Here is a 16,607-nt window from a genome sequence, read left to right on the forward strand (position 1 = left end):
ATGACGATGGTTTCGTTAGCCAATTCAGAACCTTTCGAAAGTTTCTTCGACCATGTCGAACGGCCGGCCGGCGCGCGGCCCGGCCTGTCGGAGGACTGCATGACCGGCGAGCCGACGCTGGAGGAACTTCTCGCCGAGCCGATCGCCCGGCTGCTGATGGCGCGCGACAGGGTCGATCCCGATCTCCTTGAGGAACTCGTCCGCCGCCGGTTCGCCTGACGGCCGCAGGCAAGTCGCCGCAAGGACCGCGCAGCACCGGTCCGGCCGCTTGCCTTCTTCCCGCCGGCGGCCCGGCGGCGCAGGTGGGAACGCTGCTCCCGAAACGACGAGATCCGGCGCGGAGGCGATCCGCGCCGGGTCTTTATTTTGTTGGCTCCCTCGACAGTTCGGCCGATCGAGGGCGGTCGGCGGCGGGCGCAGCCGCCGCGCCGCTCAGAATTCCTGCCAGTCGGCGTCCTCGCTCGCCTCGGCCACCGGCTTCAGCGCAGCGTTTCCGACCGACTGCAGCCGGGGCGTGGAGGCGGGCTTCGGCTTGCGCGGCGATGTCGCGACGGCTGCCCGGCGGGGCGCAGAGGCGAGTTCGAACTGGCCGATCAGCCGGGCCAGTTCGTCGGCCTCGCTCAACAGATGGTTGGCGGCCGCCGTCGATTCCTCGACCATCGCTGCGTTCTGCTGGGTCATCTGGTCCATGTTGGTGACGGCGGTGTTGACCTCGGAAAGGCTCGCGGCCTGCTCCTCGGACGAGGCGGCGATCTCACGGACGATGCCGTTGATCGTCGCGACGTGGTCGGCGATCGCCTTCAGGGACTTGCCGGCTTCGCCGACGAGGTGGACACCGTCCGCCACCTGATCCGCCGAACGGCCGATGAGCGCCTTGATCTCCTTGGCCGCTTCCGCCGAGCGCTGGGCGAGCGCACGGACTTCCTGGGCGACCACGGCGAAACCCTTGCCGGCTTCGCCCGCCCGGGCGGCCTCGACGCCGGCATTCAGCGCCAGGAGGTTGGTCTGGAAGGCGATCTCGTCGATGACGCCGATGATCTGCGAGATCTGCTGCGACGAATTCTCGATGTTGCCCATCGCGGCGATCGCCCCGTCGACGACGCTGCCGGACTGTTCGGCCTCCTGCTTCGCCCGGGCGACGGCGTTGCGTGCATTGCCGACGCTTTCGGCCGTGCGCCGGATGCCGTCCGTCACCTCGCCGAGCGCTGCCGCGGTCTCCTCGAGGCTCGCCGCCTGCTGTTCGGTGCGTCGCGACAGGTCGTCGGTCGCCTGGAACATTTCGCGCGAGCCGACGCGGATCTGTTCGCCGCCGAGCGAGATCGTCGCCATCGTCCGGTCGAGCGTCGCGACGGCCGAGTTGAAATCGGCCTTGAGGCCCTCGTAGGCGGCCGGGAACGCCGCCTCGATCCGGTAGGCCAGCCGGCCGGCCGAAACCGCCGAGAGCCCCTGCCCGATCTCCGCGACGACCATCGCCTGTTCCCGGGCGGTCACGGCCTGGAACTTCGCGGCGCGGTCGCGCTCGGCATCGGCCTCGTCGCGGCGGGCATTGGCCTCGCTTTCGAGCCGTGCCTTCTCTTCGGCGGCGCGCTTGAAGGCCTGGAAAGCGCGTGCGAGATCGCCGACCTCGTCACGGCGCCCGGCCTCGCTGAGATCGTCCACTCGCTCGCCGCGGGCGAGCCGGTCGAGGGCGTCGGTGACGTGGTCGAGCGGCGCCATCAGGCGGCGGCGCGTGAACAGGATGAGCGCGAGGCCGGCCACGATCGTCATCAAGCCCATGGCGATCGACAGCGCGGAGGCGACGTCGGCCTTCGCCGCTGCGTCGGCCGCGACGTCGTTCTGCTGGGAGGCGAGCCTTTCGAGGAGGGTGTCGATGCTGGCCTCCGACTTGTCGACCGCCTCGCCGAGGCGCTGCGCCGTGGCGTCGAAGTCGCCCATCAACAGGTTTCCGCCGGCCGGACCTTCGGCGACATAGGCCTGCGCCATCCTCTGGCCGAGGGCGTAGAAGGGCGGGAACGCCTCCTTGAGTTCGTCGAGGGTCGCCAGCGTCTCCTTGGCGTCGAGGCTGACCGCCAGATCGCGGGCAGCGGCGAGATTGCCGGCGAAGGACTCGGCATGTTCCTTGGCCAGATCGAAACCATCGGACAGACCGTCGAGGGCGCGCGTCGCGGAGACGTCGGTCAGGAACTGCTGCACCTGGACGACGTCGATCTGGATCTTCTTCTGCAGGACCGCGAGGTCGAGAGACTTGCGTGCGAATGCGAGTTCCGAAGCCGTCGTCTCCTGCAGGAGGGCGGTGTTCGCTTCATGCATCCGGTCGACGACGATTTCGCCGCAGAGGATTGCGGCGATCGCCGAAACGATGGCGATCGAGATGGTCTTCTGAAGGCGCTTCGATCTGGCGCTCATGCGTCGTCCCTCGTCCCTTTGGCGAAACAGAAATTCAAGGCCCCACTACATCCGAAGCCTTACCCGGATTTTACTTGCATTCAGTCCAACTTTAACCAACCCAATAAATGGTTTGGATTTAAGATTTGGTATCGTTAGCAATAATTGCATTGACGTAAAGTACGCGCGATTTATAAGCAGAAGTTACATTGCGGCGCCGGTGTTGCGGGAGGTGGTGGAACGAAGCCCCGGGCCGCTGGTTAGCGCTCGAGGCGCCGGGCCGGAGGAAAGCTCCGGAAGGGCGACAACCAGCGGCAAGGAAGGACCGGACGATGAGCAACGCGCCGGACAAATTCGACAACCAGCAGAATCGCGCCGACGAACAGGACCGCGATCAGGACATGAGCTACCGCCAGAACGCTCCGAAGGCGCGGCCGAGCGAGGACAACCCCTTCGACCGCCCCGGCAGCGTCGATCGGCTGGGCGGAGAAGCCGAGCGCCGGCCGGCCGAGAGCGTTGCGGCCGACGAAGACGAAAATCCCCGCAATTAGCCCCCCTGGCCAGACTGAAATACGAGAAACCGGGGCCGGACGCGCGATGTCGCGTCCGGCCCTATTCCGTCATGGCGGCCGTTTCTTACCGGCCGCCCGCGCGGCCGAACAGCCGGACGCTCGCATCCGGCCGCCGATCGCCCTAAGCTCTGCGCATGTTCCTGACCTTCTTCCTCCAGCTCAAGGCCGCCGGCGTCCCGGTCACGCTGCGCGAGCATCTGCAGCTCCTCGAGGCGATGCGCGCCGACCTCGTCACCTACGACGTCGAGGGATTCTACTATCTGGCGCGCGCCGCGCTGGTGAAGGACGAGCGCTTCGTCGATCGGTTCGACCGCGTCTTCGCGCAGGCCTTCAAGGGCGTCGAGGCCGTCGCCGGGTCGGCGGAGGGAGAGATCGCCGCCCGCGAGCTGCCGGAGGAATGGCTGCGGCGGCTCGCCGAAAAGCACCTCACCGAGGACGAAAAGAAGCTGGTCGAGAGCCTCGGCGGCTTCGACAGGCTGATGGAGACGTTGAGGCAGCGGCTGGAGGAGCAGAAGGGTCGCCATCAGGGCGGCTCGAAATGGATCGGCACCGGCGGCACCTCGCCCTTCGGCGCCTATGGCTACAATCCGGAAGGCGTCAGGATCGGCCAGCACGAAAGCCGCCACCGTCGCGCGGTGAAGGTCTGGGACCGCAGGGAGTTCAAGGATCTCGACGACGACGTCGAACTCGGCACCCGCAACATCCGCATTGCCATGAAAAGGCTGCGCCGCTGGGTGCGCCAGGGCGCGCGGGAGGAGTTCGCGCTCGACGAGACGATCACGTCGACCGCGCGCAAGGGCTATCTCGACGTCAGGACGCGGCCGGAACGCCACAACGCCATCAAGCTCCTGCTCTTCCTCGACGTCGGCGGATCGATGGACGATCACGTGCGCGAGGTGGAGCAGCTTTTCTCGGCGGCACGCGCCGAATTCAAGCATCTCGATTTCTTCTACTTCCACAACTGCCCCTACGAGCGCCTGTGGAAGGACAATCGCCGCCGCCACGCCGAGACGATCCCGACCGACGAGGTGATCCGCACCTTCGGGCCGGACTACAAGGCGGTGTTCGTCGGCGACGCGGCGATGAGCCCCTACGAGATCGCCATGCCCGGCGGTTCGGTCGAGCACTGGAACGCCGAGCCGGGGCGCATCTGGCTGGACCGGCTGACGGCGAAGTGGCCGAAGGCGGCCTGGCTCAATCCCTCGAACCAGCGCTACTGGGACTATACCCAGTCGGTCGCGATGATCCGCGAGGCGATGGACGGCCGGATGTTTCCGCTGACGCTTGCCGGCATCGAGGCGGCGACCCGCGAACTCGCCCGCTGACGGGTGCCGCGCGACGAGGGTCCCGTCTCTTCGTCGACGATCGAAAGGACCGGCCGGGGCCGATCGCCGCGCGGCCTTGGCGCAGTGCCATCACTTCGATACAGTTTTGAACGATTCTTAACTTGCCGGGCGATGCGCATCGCTGCCAAGGACTGAGGCAACTGCGCTGCGGCACCGGCTCGTGTCGCCCCGCCCGGCCAGATCGAAGGATGATCCGCCAATGTCCGTTTCCGCTCCTCGTTCGCAGGGCTGGTCCACTCTCAGCGTCGCCCTGCACTGGACGATCGTCGTCCTCATCGTCGTGCAGTTCGTCGACCACGAGTGGATGGTGGCGATGTGGCGAGCGACGCGCCGGGGGACCGAGATCGACCCGGCGACGGAGACCTGGGGCTGGGTGCACATCATCGCGGGAACGCTGGTTCTGCTCGCCGCGCTGGTGCGGCTCTGGGACCGCTACAGCCATGGCCGGCCGCCCTATCCCGCCGAGGAGCCGACCTGGGCCTCGTGGCTCGCCCGGATCACCCACGGGCTGATCTACGCGATCCTGATCCTGATGCCGGTCACCGGCCTGATCGCCTGGTTCGGCATGATCGGCGAATTCGGCGAATTCCACGAGATCATGTGGAACCCGCTACTGGTGCTCGTCGCGCTGCATGTCGCCGGGGCGCTCGTCCAGCAGTTCTGGTTCAAGACCAACGTGCTGAAGCGGATCTTCGTGCCCGGGACGGTGTGACCTTCGCCGAGCGGCCGGCCCGCCGCCCGCGGTCCAGCTCGTCCCGTCGGCTCACAGGCCCAGCGCCCGCAGCCCCGCGACGAGCGCCGTGCCGATGACCACGACGACGATGAGCGGCAGGCGGAAGCTCGCGATCAGGCAGAGGACGATGGCGATCCGCTCCGCCCAGTCGCCGGAGACGAGCACCGGCGCGACGATCGCCGTCATCACCGCCGCCGGCACGGCATCGAGCGCTGCCGAGGCGCGCGGCGGGATGGTGCCGAAGAGCGACATCAGAAGGTGGCCGCCGAAGCGCGTCAGATAGGTCAGCGCACCGGCCGCGAGGATCACGACCCAGATCGAACCGACCGACCAGGCGCCTTCGGAAAGAAGCGGGGCGGCGTTCACCGGCCTTCTCCTTCCATGCCGCCGGGCCCGCCGCCCGCCCCGTTGCGCTGCGGACCGAGCAGCGCCGCGACGGCGATCCCCGCGAGGCCGCCGAGGCTGACGTGCCAGGGCGGACCGGCGATGCCGTAGACGACGACCGAGACGAGGAGGCTGGTGCCGGCGACGGGGTAGAACGAGCCGCGCTTGCGAAAGCTCATGACGAGGCCGAGGAAATAGACCGGCAGCACGAAGTCGAGCCCGAAGGCCTCTGGGTCGGCGATCAGCTTGCCGAAGCTCGCCCCGGCGAGCGTTGCCAGCTGCCAACCGGCATACATCGTCAGACCGTAGGTGAAGTAGAAGGCCGGGGTCAGCCGCGTCCGCGCCGCCCTCACCTCGGCTGCCCCGAACAGCGGGTCGACGAGGACGAAGAAGGCGAGCGCCTTGCGGGCCGGCGAGAACGCCCCGAGATGCCGGCTGATCGAGGCCGAATAGAGCACGTGGCGGAAGTTCAGCGCGAACACCGTCAGGAGCACTGCCCAGATCGGCGCGCCGATGCCCATCAGCTGCAGCGCCGCGAGCTGCGAGGCGCCGGCGAAGACCACCGCCGAAAAGCCCATCGCCTCGGCGACGGTCAGGCCTTCCTGCACCGCGACGGCGCCGTAGACGATGCCGAAGGGCAAGACGGCGAGCAGCACCGGCATGAGGGCCCGGATGGCCGCAGCGGCTTCGGCACGCCTGCCCACCTCCTCGCCGTCGCCCGCGCGGCCCTCGGGATCCACGAGCCGCCCGCTCATCCCGCGATCCGCCGGAGCCGAGTTGCCGGACACGACGCCCGTCGAGGCCGCCAGTCGTAGCGCGCGCCTGCCCCCGCGTCTCCTCCGCCCTCGACCGGCACGGCGGCGCTACCGGCCCGCCTGGTCGAGGACGTTGCGCGGGAACTCCGCCAGCGTCACGGTCCAGCGGTCGAAGAGATCGGACAGCCGTTCACGGGTGAGGTCGGTGTTCGAGGCGTTCAGCTCGATCACCGGCATGCCGTCCTCGGTCAGATAGGCCTTGTTGTAGGCGCCGGCGGCGTTCCAGCGGTTGACGAGGTCGAGCGAGACGTCGGCGGTGTCCCAGATCGCATAGAAGTTCAGGGTGCGGCAGTCGCGGTTCTTTCGGCAGTCGAGAAAGAACAGCTGATAGGCGGCGCCGTTGATGTCGCCGGCGACCACCGGATCGCCGCTTTCCGTTCGGGTCAGTTCGGCCTCGCCATAGCCCTTCGCGACGTCGAGGACCGCGGCGAAATCGTTGCGGTCGATCGGGTGGGAATTCGCCCGCGCCTCGGTGGCAAAGGCGGCGGAGCCGGCCGGAACGGCGAGAAAGGCGGCGGCGAGTAGAACTGCGGGAAGGCGCCGCGTCGAACGGTCGAGCATGATGTGTCCGTGTGGTCGAAAGATCGGCCGACGCTGCGGCCCCGTGGTCGTCAAAGCAATAGCCGGCGAGCAAGGCCCGGAGCTTTCGCGAGGGCCCGTGATCATTCTGCACCGCACGCGGGCGCCGCCGCTCACGGCCCGTCGCGGCCGATCAGCCTGAACCAGCCGGCCTCGTCGATCACCTCGATGCCGAACTCCTCGGCCTTCTGCAGCTTCGAGCCGGCGCCCGGGCCGGCGACGACGAGATCGGTCTTCTTCGACACCGACCCCGCGGTTTTCGCCCCCAGCGCCTCGGCCATCGCCTTGGCCTCGTCGCGCGACATCTTTTCGAGCGAGCCGGTGAAGACCACCGTCTTGCCCGAGACGGGAGAGGCTTTTGCCGGCCTCGCGCGGTCGTTGGTGGTCGTGACCCCCACGTCGAGCAATGCACGCACGGCATCGCGATTGTGAACTTCGCTGAAGAACTGCAGCAGCGACTCCGTCGCGACCGGCCCGATGTCACCGTCTTTCGCCAATGCCAGAAAGGCGGGTCCGGGCGCCTGACGGCAGGCGGCGGCGATCGCGGCGCGAACGCCTGCCGCGTCGCCGAAACGCTCACGCAGGGCGGCGCGCTGATTGACCTTCAGCGCCAGAGCCTTGTCCTTCAGCGGATCGAAGGCCTCGTCGGCGAGCACGTCATCGTCGAGCGCGGTCATCGCGTCGAACGTCTTGCCGCCGATCGACGGTGTGCTGATCAAAGAGAGCCACCCCTCGCCGGGCTGCTCCTTCGCCGCGGCATCGACCCCGTCGACGAAGGCCGGCACGTCGGCGAACAGGCGCGCCAGGGCCTTTGCCGAGGTCTCACCGATCTGGGGAATGCCGAGAGCGAAGATGAAGCGGTCGAGCGGCACTTCGCGGCTCGCCGCGATCGCAGCGATGAGGTTGTCGATCGCCTTCGTCGTTTCCGCCTTCTTCGCGGGCTTTTCCGGGTCGGCCTTGCCCTCGGCCTTCCGCCGCGCCTCGGAGACCTGCCGCCGGCGCGTCTCGATCGCGTCGCGCAGCGGTTCGAAGGCGAGCCGGAAGATGTCGGCCGGCTGACGCACCAGGCCGGCGTCGAACAGTGTCTCGATATAGGTCTGGCCGAAGCCTTCGATGTCGAAGGCGCTGCGCGACACGAAGTGCTTCAGGCCCTCGCGCCCCTGTGCAGGACAGGTCAGCCCCGCCGTGCAGCGGCGCTTGGAATCGGGCCGGCCGGTGCGCGGGTTCATCTCGCGGACCGCCTTCGAGCCGCAGACCGGGCAATGGTCGGGAAATCGGTAGGGCTCGGCGCCCTTTGGCCGTTTGTCCATGACGACGTCGAGCACCTGCGGGATCACGTCGCCGGCGCGCTGGACGACGACGGTGTCGCCGATCCTGATGTCGCGCCCTTCGCGGATCGGCGCGCCGTTCGAATCGCGGCCGGCAATGTAGTCCTCGTTGTGCAGCGTCGCATTGGTGACGACGACGCCGCCGACGGTGACCGGATCGAGCTTGGCGACCGGGGTGAGCGCTCCGGTGCGCCCGACCTGGATCTCGATGTCGTTGAGGATCGTCGTCGCCTTTTCGGCGGGAAACTTGTGGGCGATCGCCCAGCGCGGGCTGCGCGAGACGAAGCCGAGCCGCTTCTGCAACTCCAGATCGTCGACCTTGTAGACGACGCCGTCGATGTCGTAGCCGAGGCTCGCCCGCTGTTCCTCGACGAGATGATAGTGCGCGATCAGCGCGTCGATGCTGTCGAAGCGCCGCATCAGCGGATTGACCGCAAAGCCCATCCGGCCGAGCGCCGCGACGACCTCGGTCTGGGTCTTTCCGGGAACGTCGCTCGCCTCGCCCCAGGCATAGGCGAAGAACTTCAGCTTGCGCGAGCGGGTGATCGACGCGTCGAGCTGGCGCAGCGAGCCGGCAGCGGCGTTGCGCGGATTGGCGTAGACCGGGCCGCCCGTCTCGGCCTGACGGGCGTTGAGGGCGCGGAACGCCTCGTGGCTCATATAGACCTCGCCGCGCACCTCGAAGATGTCCGGCGCATTTCCCTTCAGCCGGTCCGGGATGTCGCCGACGGTCCGGGCATTGCGGGTGACGTCCTCGCCGGTGGTGCCGTCGCCGCGGGTCGCGGCCGAGACGAGCTCGCCCGCCTCGTAGCGCAGCGAGAGCGACAGTCCGTCGATCTTCGGCTCGGCGGTGATCTCCAGCGGCGCGTCTTCGGCGAGCTTGAGGAACCGCCGCACACGCCTGGCGAAATCCGCCACGTCCTCGTCGGAAAAGGCGTTGTCGAGCGAGAGCATCGGCAGCGCGTGGCGGATCTTTCCGAACTTCTCGGAAATGTCAGCTCCGACCCGCTCGGAGGGCGAGTCGGCGCGGATCAGCGCCGGAAAGCGCGCCTCGATCCGGCTGTTGCGCCGGCGCAGCGCATCGTATTCGGCATCCGAGACGGTCGGCGCGTCGTCGCGGTAGTAGCGGCGATCGTGTTCGGCGATCTCGGCGGCGAGACGGGCGAGCTCCGCAGCGGCTTCCGCTTCGTTCAATTCCTCGACCGGTCGGTCTTCCCCATTCGCCATCTCGTCCGCCCCTCAAACGCCACCCGCCTCTCAGAGCCATTCCGGCTGCGGCAGGTCAAGGGCGAGCAGCCGCTCGGCGATCCGGCGCCCGACGAAGGGAACGCCGGTCGCGAGCGGCATGACGTAGCGCAGCAGCGGGCCGAGATAGGCGGGCGGATCGTCGAGGGTCTGCGTCCCGGCGAACGTCTGGTCGAGGACGGTCTTGACGACCGGCAGGCGCTTCGATTCGTACTCGGTCTCGCGATGCTCGGAAAACAGCCAGGCGAAGGTCGCGACGTCCCAGATTCCGAGATTCATGCCGCGCCCGCCGACCGGCGAATGGACGTGGGCAGCGTCGCCGGCGAGAAACACCCAGCCGCGCGACATCCGCTCCGCTCGGCGGAAGGCGACGTGGAAGGTCGACTGCCAGATGACGCGCTCGACGTTCTTCGCCGCCGCGACGAGCCTTTCCGGCGAGTCGTGGAAGCCGATGAGCCGGCCCGTCCGGTCGCTCATCGGCACCAGCGCATGCGAGGTGCCGGCGGGGGATCCAAGCGAGAAGCGCGCCCGGTGGGGATCGATCGGCACGGAAAAGGCGACGTCGGCGAGAGCGAAGATCCCCGGGTAGCCCTCGCCGACCCAGGGCACGCCGATCTCCTCGCGGACCTTCGAATGGCCGCCGTCGCAACCGAGGACGGCCGTCGCCGCCACCTCCTCGCCGGTGCCGAGCCGAACCGTCGGCCGGCGCGTGTCGCCGACCGCCTCGACCGGGACGTTCCACTCCACCGCGACGTTCCTCGCCCCCAGCCATTCGATCATCAGCCGCTCGGTCTTGCCCTGGGGCAACGACAGGATGAAGGGGTACGGCGTTCGGGCGCCGGAGAGATCGAGCGAGACCACCTTCTTCTCCCCGATCGAAAGATCGGCGCCGCCGACCGTCGTTCCGGCGGCCAGGAGCTTTTCCGACAGGCCCGAGGCTTCGAGGATCCGCAGCGTCTGCGGCAGGACGCCGAGCGCCCGGGACTGATCGGCGGGCGTCGGCCCGGCATCCCGGTCGGCGATGCGCACCGGCACGCCCCGCCGGGTCAGCTCGACGGCCGCAGCGAGACCGACCGGCCCCGCCCCGGCGATGAAAACCAGATCCTCGCGCGCCATCGCAGCCCTTCCCCTTCCCGGTCCGACCGGCCGTCGGCCGTCAACCGGGATCAGCTCCCGCACACGCCGACCGTCGCATCAAATCGCCCGGCGCGCCATCGCCGCGTCGCCATCACTCCGCGTCCGCCGGGCGGCAGGCCCCTGCGACGGCGGAGCGACGCCCTCAGCGCCCGGCGCCGATCAGCCGCGCGGCCGCCGCCCGCGCCTCCTCCGTCACGCTCTCGCCGGCCAGCATGCGCGCGATCTCCTCGCGGCGCCCGTCGACGTCGATCGTCGCGACCTGCGTCGCGACGCGATCCTCGCCGCCGACGCCCGCCTTGGAGATGAGGAGATGGGTCGCGGCGCGGGCCGCCACCTGCGGCGCATGGGTGACGGCCAGCACCTGGACGGAATCCGCCAGCCGCGCGAGCCGCCGACCGATGGCATCGGCGACGGCGCCGCCGACCCCGGTGTCGATCTCGTCGAAGACGAGGGTCGGGGCCGAGCCGCGGTCGGCCAGCGCCACCTTGAGGGCGAGGAGGAAGCGGGACAGTTCGCCGCCGGAGGCGACCTTCATCATCGGGCCGGCGCGGGTGCCGGGATTGGTGCGGACGTGGAATTCGACCCTGTCGATGCCGGAGGCGTCGCGCCGGGACGGGTCGGTGTTCATTTCGACCATGAAGCCGGCGCGCTCGAGCTTGAGGTCCGGCAGTTCCGCCATCACTGCCGCCTCCAGCATCCGCGCCGCGACCCCGCGCTTCTCAGACAGCGTCGCCGCAGCCGCGTCGAACCGCTCGCAGCGCTCCTCGACCTCGCGCTCCAAGACGTGCAGCCGCTCCTCGCCGGCGTCGAGTTCGGCGAGATCGCCGATCATCGTCGCCGTAAGCTTCGGCAGGTCGTCGGGCGCGACGTTGAACTTGCGGCCGGCGGCCCGCAGCGCGAAGAGCCGCTCCTCGGTCGACTCCAGCGCCCGCGGATCGAATTCGAGGCTCCTCAGCGCCGATTCGAGCGAACTCTGGGCGTCGGAGAGTGCATCCAAGGCGACGTCCAGCCGCTCGATCGCCTCGTCGAGAAGGCCGGGAAGCTCGTCCCGCTTGCGGTCGAGGCGCTTCAGCAGATTGGCGAGGCCGGGAATCGGCGAAGCGGGTCCCGAGAGTTCCTCGTTGGCGTCGTTGACGTCGGTCGAGATCTTCTCCGACCGCATCATCACCTGCCGCCGCTCTGCCAGTTCCTCCTCCTCGCCGGCGATCGGCTGCAGCTCGGAGAGTTCGTCGACGGCGCTACGCAGGAAGTCCGCCTCGCGGGCCGCGGCCTCGACCTTCGCGCGGTGCCTGGCGAGCGCATCCCGGGCGCCGCGCCATTCGCCATGGTATCGCGCGAGCGCCGCGGCCTCGGGCTCGAGCCCGCCGAACTCGTCGAGAAGCGTCCGATGGCTCTCCGTGTCGACCAGCGCGCGGTCGTCGTGCTGGCCGTGGATCTCGACGAGAGCAAGGCCGATCTGGCGCATCAGCGCGACGCTGGAGGGCCGGTCGTTGATGAAGACGCGCGTCCGCCCGTCGGCGTTCTGGACCCGGCGCAGCACGACGTCGCCGTCGTCGTCGAAGCCGTTTTCGGAAAGCAGCCGCCGCGCCGGATGGTCGAGGGCGACGTCGAAGGCGGCGCTGACCTCGCCCTGCTTCGCGCCGTGGCGGACGAGGCCGCCGTCGCCGCGCCCGCCGAGTGCCAGCGAAAGCGAATCGAGGAGGATCGACTTGCCGGCGCCGGTCTCGCCGGTGAGCACCGACAGGCCGGTGCCGAGCGACAGGTCGAGGCGCTCGATCAGCACGATGTCGCGGATGGAAAGATGGACCAGCATGTCCGAATCGGCGGTCAGGTCAGAATAAAGCGGGAACAATGTCGGTCGCGCATCGTCGTTTCGCAACCCGCCGCAGTCCCGCCCCGCGGCGAACGGCGCCCGCCTCCGGTGCGATGCGCCTCACGAAAAGGGCGACGCCGAGGCGCCGCCCACGAATTCCCGGTCGAGGTGACCTGCCCGATACCGGAGGACCGGCCACGGCGGGACCGGTCAGGAGGCGCCGGTGATCTTCTTCGTCGCTTCCGCGAACCACGAGCCCGATGCGCCCTCGCGCGGTTCCAGGCCGTGACCTTTCAGCAGCGTGTAGCTGTCGTGATACCACGGCGAGTCGGGGAAGTTCTGCCCGAGCACCGAGGCCGAGGCCTGGGCCTCGCGGATCAGGCCCATGGCGTAATAGGACTCGGTCAGGCGGGCGAGCGCCTCCTCGACCTGGCGGGTGTCGGGATAGACGTCGACGACGTTCTTGAAGCGGTTGATCGCGGCGAGATAGTCGCGGCGCTCGAGATAGTAGCGCCCGACCAGCATCTCCTTGCCGGCGAGCTGGTCGCGGGCGATCCGCAGCTTCGACTTGGCGTCCTCGGCATAGGCGGTGTCCGGGAAGCGCTCCATCAAGGCCCGCATCGCCGTCGCGGTATAGGCGGCCTGCTTCTGGTCGCGGGTGACGTCGGGGATCTGGCGATAGTGCGACAGGCCGACGATGTATTCGGCGTAGGCGGCGTCATCGGAGTCGGGATAGAGCGCGATGTAGCGCTTCGCCGCGGTCTCGGCGTCGTCGTAATTGCCGCCGCGGTAGCTGGCGAAGGCCTGCATGATGAGCGCCTTGCGCGCCCACTCCGTATAGGGGTGCTGGCGGTCGATCGCCTCGAACTTCTTCGAGGCCTCGCCCAGCCGGCCGCCTTCGAGATTGGCGAGGCCCTGGTTGTAGAGAACGTCCGGCGGATCGGTCTCGGCGGCCAGCGCCAGGACGTCGACGTCGTTGTCGCCGCCCGACATGCAGCCGGAAAGGCCGAGCGTCGCCGAAAGGACCGTCCCGACCATCGCCAGGCGGAAGGCCGATTTGAGTGGTCCGGCAAGATGCCGCGTCGCGTCGATCATGTCGTAAAGGGTCCCCTGCCCCCGTTCGTCCTGCGAGCGTCTTCACTATCCCCCGAGCGAAGCCCGAACAATGCCGAAGCCCGAGCATGGCGCCTTTTTTGTGGCCGGGGCACCGGATTCGGCTTGCCGCTTGCGGTTCGGTGCGGGATTGTTGCCGCTGCGTCACCGCCGATGACGGCCGTCATCCGCAGTGACCGACCGCCACCATGGCGGCGCGGCCGAAGCCCGGCCGCCGCCGTCGTCCCGGCTGCACCAGGGCAAACAGATACGGAAAGTCCGATCAGAGAACCTGCGGCCCGAAGGCGGGCGCCGCGACCGCGACCAGCGGCGCGTGACGGACCGGATCGACCCGGCGCGAAGGCATCTCGACGATCTCGTAGGCCTTGCGGTCGGCGAGAAGCGCGCGCAGCGCCAGGGCATTCAGCCGATGGCCGCCGCGATAGGAGCGGTAGCAGCCGAGGATACGCAGGCCCGCCAGCGCCTGGTCGCCGACGGCGTCGAGCGCCTTGTGGCGGACGAATTCGTCGGCAAAGCGCAAGCCTTCCGGATTGACGACGCCGCCGTCGTCCGACAGCACCACCGAATTGTCGAGCGAGGAGCCGAGCGCGTAGCCCGCTGCCCAGAGCCGCTCGACATCGGCCATGAAGCCGAAGGTGCGGGCCCTGGCGAGATCGCGGGTGAAGCGCGACGCCGTCAGGTCGCCGCAATAGAGCTGGCGGCCGATGGCCGGATTGGCAAAGTCGATCTCCACCTCGAACCGCGTGCCGGCATAGGGGCGGTACTCCGCCCGCGCCCCGCCCGATTCGACCGAAACCGGCTTCAGGACCCGCAGGTAGCGGCGCCTGGAGGCCTGGGCGACGACGCCCGCCTCGGCGATGCCACGCACGTATTCGGCCGAGCAGCCGTCGAGGATGGGCGTCTCGCGGGCGTCGATCCGCACCACGACGTTGTCGACGCCCATGGCGTAGAGCGCGGCCATCAGATGCTCGATCGTCGACACGGACGAACCGGCGGGGTCGCCGACGACCGTCGACAGGTCGGTCAGCGCCGAGTTCGCCGACACGGCGGCGATCTCGTGGACCAGTCCGTCCTGGCCAAAGAGATGGAAGACGATACCCGTATCGACCTCGGCCGGCAGCAGCGCCAGCCGAACCGGCAGACCGCTGTGCACGCCCACGCCGGCGAAATCGACACGCGAGGCAATCGTCTGCTGGAACATCAACACGTCAGGACAACCTTTCCCCACCCGGTATGCCGGCTCAAGCGGCCGCCGGGCCCGTTCACACACAAAATCCGACCGCTCTCCGACCGACGCCCCCCGGCGAGGAATCCCCCGAGATTCCCATTTTCTTGTGATTGTTGGTAAATCGCCGGCTCAAATCGGCAAAATCACGCTTTCTATCCTTGTGTTAAAGAAAACGCGTGACACCAATCTCAAATCCTATTCCTATCAATGGCTTAAATGAAAGTGCCCGCCGGATTTCTCCGACGGGCAGTGTCACGTGCGCGCAACATCGGCGCGCGATCAGTTCGCCTGACGGCGAAGGAAAGCGGGGATCTCGAGCTGGTCCTCCTCGCTCGCCGGGCGCGAGGCCGTCGCCGGACGGGCGGCCGACTCGGAGGCGACGCGGCGCGGCGCGTAGGGATTCGGCTCGACATGGGCGCGGCGGGCCGGTTCGGCCGCCTGATGCTCTTCCTCCTCGCGGCGCGACAGGCCGGTGGTCAGGCGGCGCAAGAGACCCATGGCACCGCGCTCGTCGACCGGCTGCTCCGCGGCGGCGGCGCGCTGCTCCATCTCGCCGCGCACCACCGGCGGAAAGTCCTCGACGCGGGGCATGCGCGGCTGCTGGACCGGCGCCATCGTCGTCTCGGCGGTCGGAACCGCCGGCCGGGCGGCCGGCTGCGGCGCGACCTGGGCGATCTCCGCGGCGAGAGCGGCGGTGAAGGCGTCCTCGATCTCGCCTTCCTCCTCGGCGGCCTGCGCGGCGGCGGGCTGCTGCACCGTCGCGGCGACCGGCGCCGGCTGCGGCGCGGGGGCGGGCTGCGGCGCGACGCGCTGCTGCTGGGCGACCGCCGCATGGTTCATCGCCATCGCCGGACGCGCGGCCATCTCGGCCTCGCTCTTGTCGATGCCGGTCGCGACCACGGAGACGCGGATCACGCCCTCGAGATTTTCGTCGAAGGTCGCGCCGAGGATGATGTTGGCGTCCTGGTCGACTTCCTCGCGGATGCGCGTCGCCGCCTCGTCGACCTCGAAGAGGGTGAGGTCGCGGCCGCCGGTGATCGAGATGAGCAGGCCCTTGGCGCCCTTCATCGAGGTCTCGTCGAGAAGCGGGTTGGCGATCGCGGCCTCGGCCGCCGCCATCGCGCGGCCCTCGCCCGAGGCCTCGCCGGTGCCCATCATCGCCTTGCCCATCTCGCGCATCACCGAACGCACGTCGGCGAAGTCGAGGTTGATGAGGCCTTCCTTGACCATCAGGTCGGTGATGCAGGCGACGCCCGAATAGAGCACCTGGTCGGCCATCGCGAAGGCGTCGGCGAAGGTGGTCTTGTCGTTGGCGATGCGGAAGAGGTTCTGGTTCGGAATGACGATCAGCGTGTCGACGTTCTTCTGCAGTTCCTCGATGCCCTGTTCGGCGATGCGCAGCCGGCGCTGGCCCTCGAAATGGAACGGCTTGGTGACGACGCCGACGGTGAGGATGCCCTTTTCGCGCGCCGCGCGGGCGACCACCGGGGCGGCGCCGGTGCCGGTGCCGCCGCCCATGCCGGCGGTGACGAAGCACATGTGCGAACCGAGCAGGTGATCGCAGATCTCGTCGATCGATTCTTCGGCGGCAGCCCGGCCGACTTCCGGCTGCGAGCCGGCGCCGAGGCCCTCGGTGACGGCGACGCCCATCTGGATGATGCGCTCGGCGCGCGAGGAGCGCAGCGCCTGGGCATCGGTGTTGGCGATCACGAAGTCGACCCCCTCGAGGCCGGCACTGATCATGTTGTTGACCGCGTTGCAGCCGCCACCGCCGACGCCGAAGACGGTGATGCGGGGCTTCAGTTCGGTGATGTCAGGCTTCTTCAAGGTGATGCTCATGCCCTCATTCCTCTTTCAACTCGCAAAAAGGCCGTTTTGCCGCGCGGCCGTTCGTTGCCATTCTCTCAAGGCGCGCGGCGCGCACCGTTG

At 68.8% G+C, this 16,607-nt stretch carries 14 protein-coding genes; 4 read left to right on the forward strand and 10 right to left on the reverse strand.

Translation table 11 applies throughout. The features are described from left to right. Positions 1-6 precede the first annotated feature (6 nt). Positions 7-219 (forward strand): hypothetical protein, encoded by a 213-nt coding sequence (locus J1C47_RS01470; RefSeq protein WP_207348936.1) that lies wholly within the window; start codon positions 7-9, stop codon positions 217-219. Positions 220-432: 213 nt separating this feature from the next. On the opposite strand, the gene J1C47_RS01475 is transcribed toward J1C47_RS01470, so the two are convergent. Continuing rightward, positions 433-2,406 carry a methyl-accepting chemotaxis protein gene (locus J1C47_RS01475; protein WP_207348937.1) on the reverse strand — a complete coding sequence of 658 codons (1,974 nt, stop codon included), beginning with the start codon at positions 2,404-2,406 and terminating at the stop codon, positions 433-435. A gap of 311 nt (positions 2,407-2,717) precedes the next feature. On the opposite strand from J1C47_RS01475, the gene J1C47_RS01480 reads away from it, so the two are divergent. The 3 genes from J1C47_RS01480 (at position 2,718) to J1C47_RS01490 (ending at position 5,015) form a co-directional block, all read left to right on the forward strand. Then, the gene (locus J1C47_RS01480) at positions 2,718-2,936 is read left to right on the forward strand and encodes a hypothetical protein (RefSeq protein WP_207348938.1); all 219 of its coding nucleotides are present in this window, start codon (positions 2,718-2,720) and stop codon (positions 2,934-2,936) included. Between the two features lie 155 nt (positions 2,937-3,091). Beyond that, on the forward strand, positions 3,092-4,282 hold the full coding sequence (locus J1C47_RS01485) for a vWA domain-containing protein (protein WP_207348939.1): 1,191 nt from the start codon (positions 3,092-3,094) through the stop codon (positions 4,280-4,282). A gap of 220 nt (positions 4,283-4,502) precedes the next feature. Beyond that, positions 4,503-5,015: a cytochrome b gene (locus J1C47_RS01490; protein ID WP_207348940.1), complete on the forward strand. Its 513-nt coding sequence runs from the start codon at positions 4,503-4,505 to the stop codon at positions 5,013-5,015. Positions 5,016-5,066: 51 nt separating this feature from the next. Here the strand turns inward: J1C47_RS01490 and J1C47_RS23955 are convergent, their stop codons facing one another. The 9 genes from J1C47_RS23955 to ftsZ all read right to left on the reverse strand — a co-directional run bounded on the left by J1C47_RS23955 (position 5,067) and on the right by ftsZ (position 16,517). Then, positions 5,067-5,402 (reverse strand): AzlD domain-containing protein, encoded by a 336-nt coding sequence (locus tag J1C47_RS23955; RefSeq protein WP_207348941.1) that lies wholly within the window; start codon positions 5,400-5,402, stop codon positions 5,067-5,069. After that, positions 5,399-6,175, reverse strand: a complete 777-nt coding sequence (locus tag J1C47_RS01500; RefSeq protein WP_425354528.1) for an AzlC family ABC transporter permease — start codon at positions 6,173-6,175, stop codon at positions 5,399-5,401. The genes J1C47_RS23955 and J1C47_RS01500 overlap by 4 nt, the downstream gene beginning before the upstream one ends. 108 nt (positions 6,176-6,283) lie before the next feature. Further along, positions 6,284-6,796 (reverse strand): YbjN domain-containing protein, encoded by a 513-nt coding sequence (locus J1C47_RS01505; protein WP_207348942.1) that lies wholly within the window; start codon positions 6,794-6,796, stop codon positions 6,284-6,286. A 131-nt stretch (positions 6,797-6,927) separates the two neighbouring features. After that, complete coding sequence (gene ligA, locus J1C47_RS01510) at positions 6,928-9,369, reverse strand: NAD-dependent DNA ligase LigA (RefSeq protein WP_207348943.1); 2,442 nt, start codon at positions 9,367-9,369, stop codon at positions 6,928-6,930. A 30-nt stretch (positions 9,370-9,399) separates the two neighbouring features. Further along, positions 9,400-10,503 (reverse strand): FAD-dependent oxidoreductase, encoded by a 1,104-nt coding sequence (locus tag J1C47_RS01515; RefSeq protein WP_207348944.1) that lies wholly within the window; start codon positions 10,501-10,503, stop codon positions 9,400-9,402. A gap of 163 nt (positions 10,504-10,666) precedes the next feature. Further along, a complete protein-coding gene (gene recN, locus J1C47_RS01520; protein ID WP_207348945.1) occupies positions 10,667-12,337 on the reverse strand; it encodes a DNA repair protein RecN in 1,671 nt (556 codons plus the stop codon). A 210-nt stretch (positions 12,338-12,547) separates the two neighbouring features. Beyond that, on the reverse strand, positions 12,548-13,375 hold the full coding sequence (locus J1C47_RS01525) for an outer membrane protein assembly factor BamD (RefSeq protein WP_207349080.1): 828 nt from the start codon (positions 13,373-13,375) through the stop codon (positions 12,548-12,550). Positions 13,376-13,712: 337 nt separating this feature from the next. Then, complete coding sequence (gene lpxC, locus J1C47_RS01530; protein WP_207348946.1) at positions 13,713-14,651, reverse strand: UDP-3-O-acyl-N-acetylglucosamine deacetylase; 939 nt, start codon at positions 14,649-14,651, stop codon at positions 13,713-13,715. A 306-nt stretch (positions 14,652-14,957) separates the two neighbouring features. Further along, a complete protein-coding gene (gene ftsZ, locus J1C47_RS01535; protein WP_207348947.1) occupies positions 14,958-16,517 on the reverse strand; it encodes a cell division protein FtsZ in 1,560 nt (519 codons plus the stop codon). Positions 16,518-16,607 lie beyond the last annotated feature (90 nt).

This window comes from Jiella sonneratiae, assembly GCF_017353515.1.
Taxonomy (GTDB): Bacteria; Pseudomonadota; Alphaproteobacteria; order Rhizobiales; family Rhizobiaceae; genus Jiella; species Jiella sonneratiae.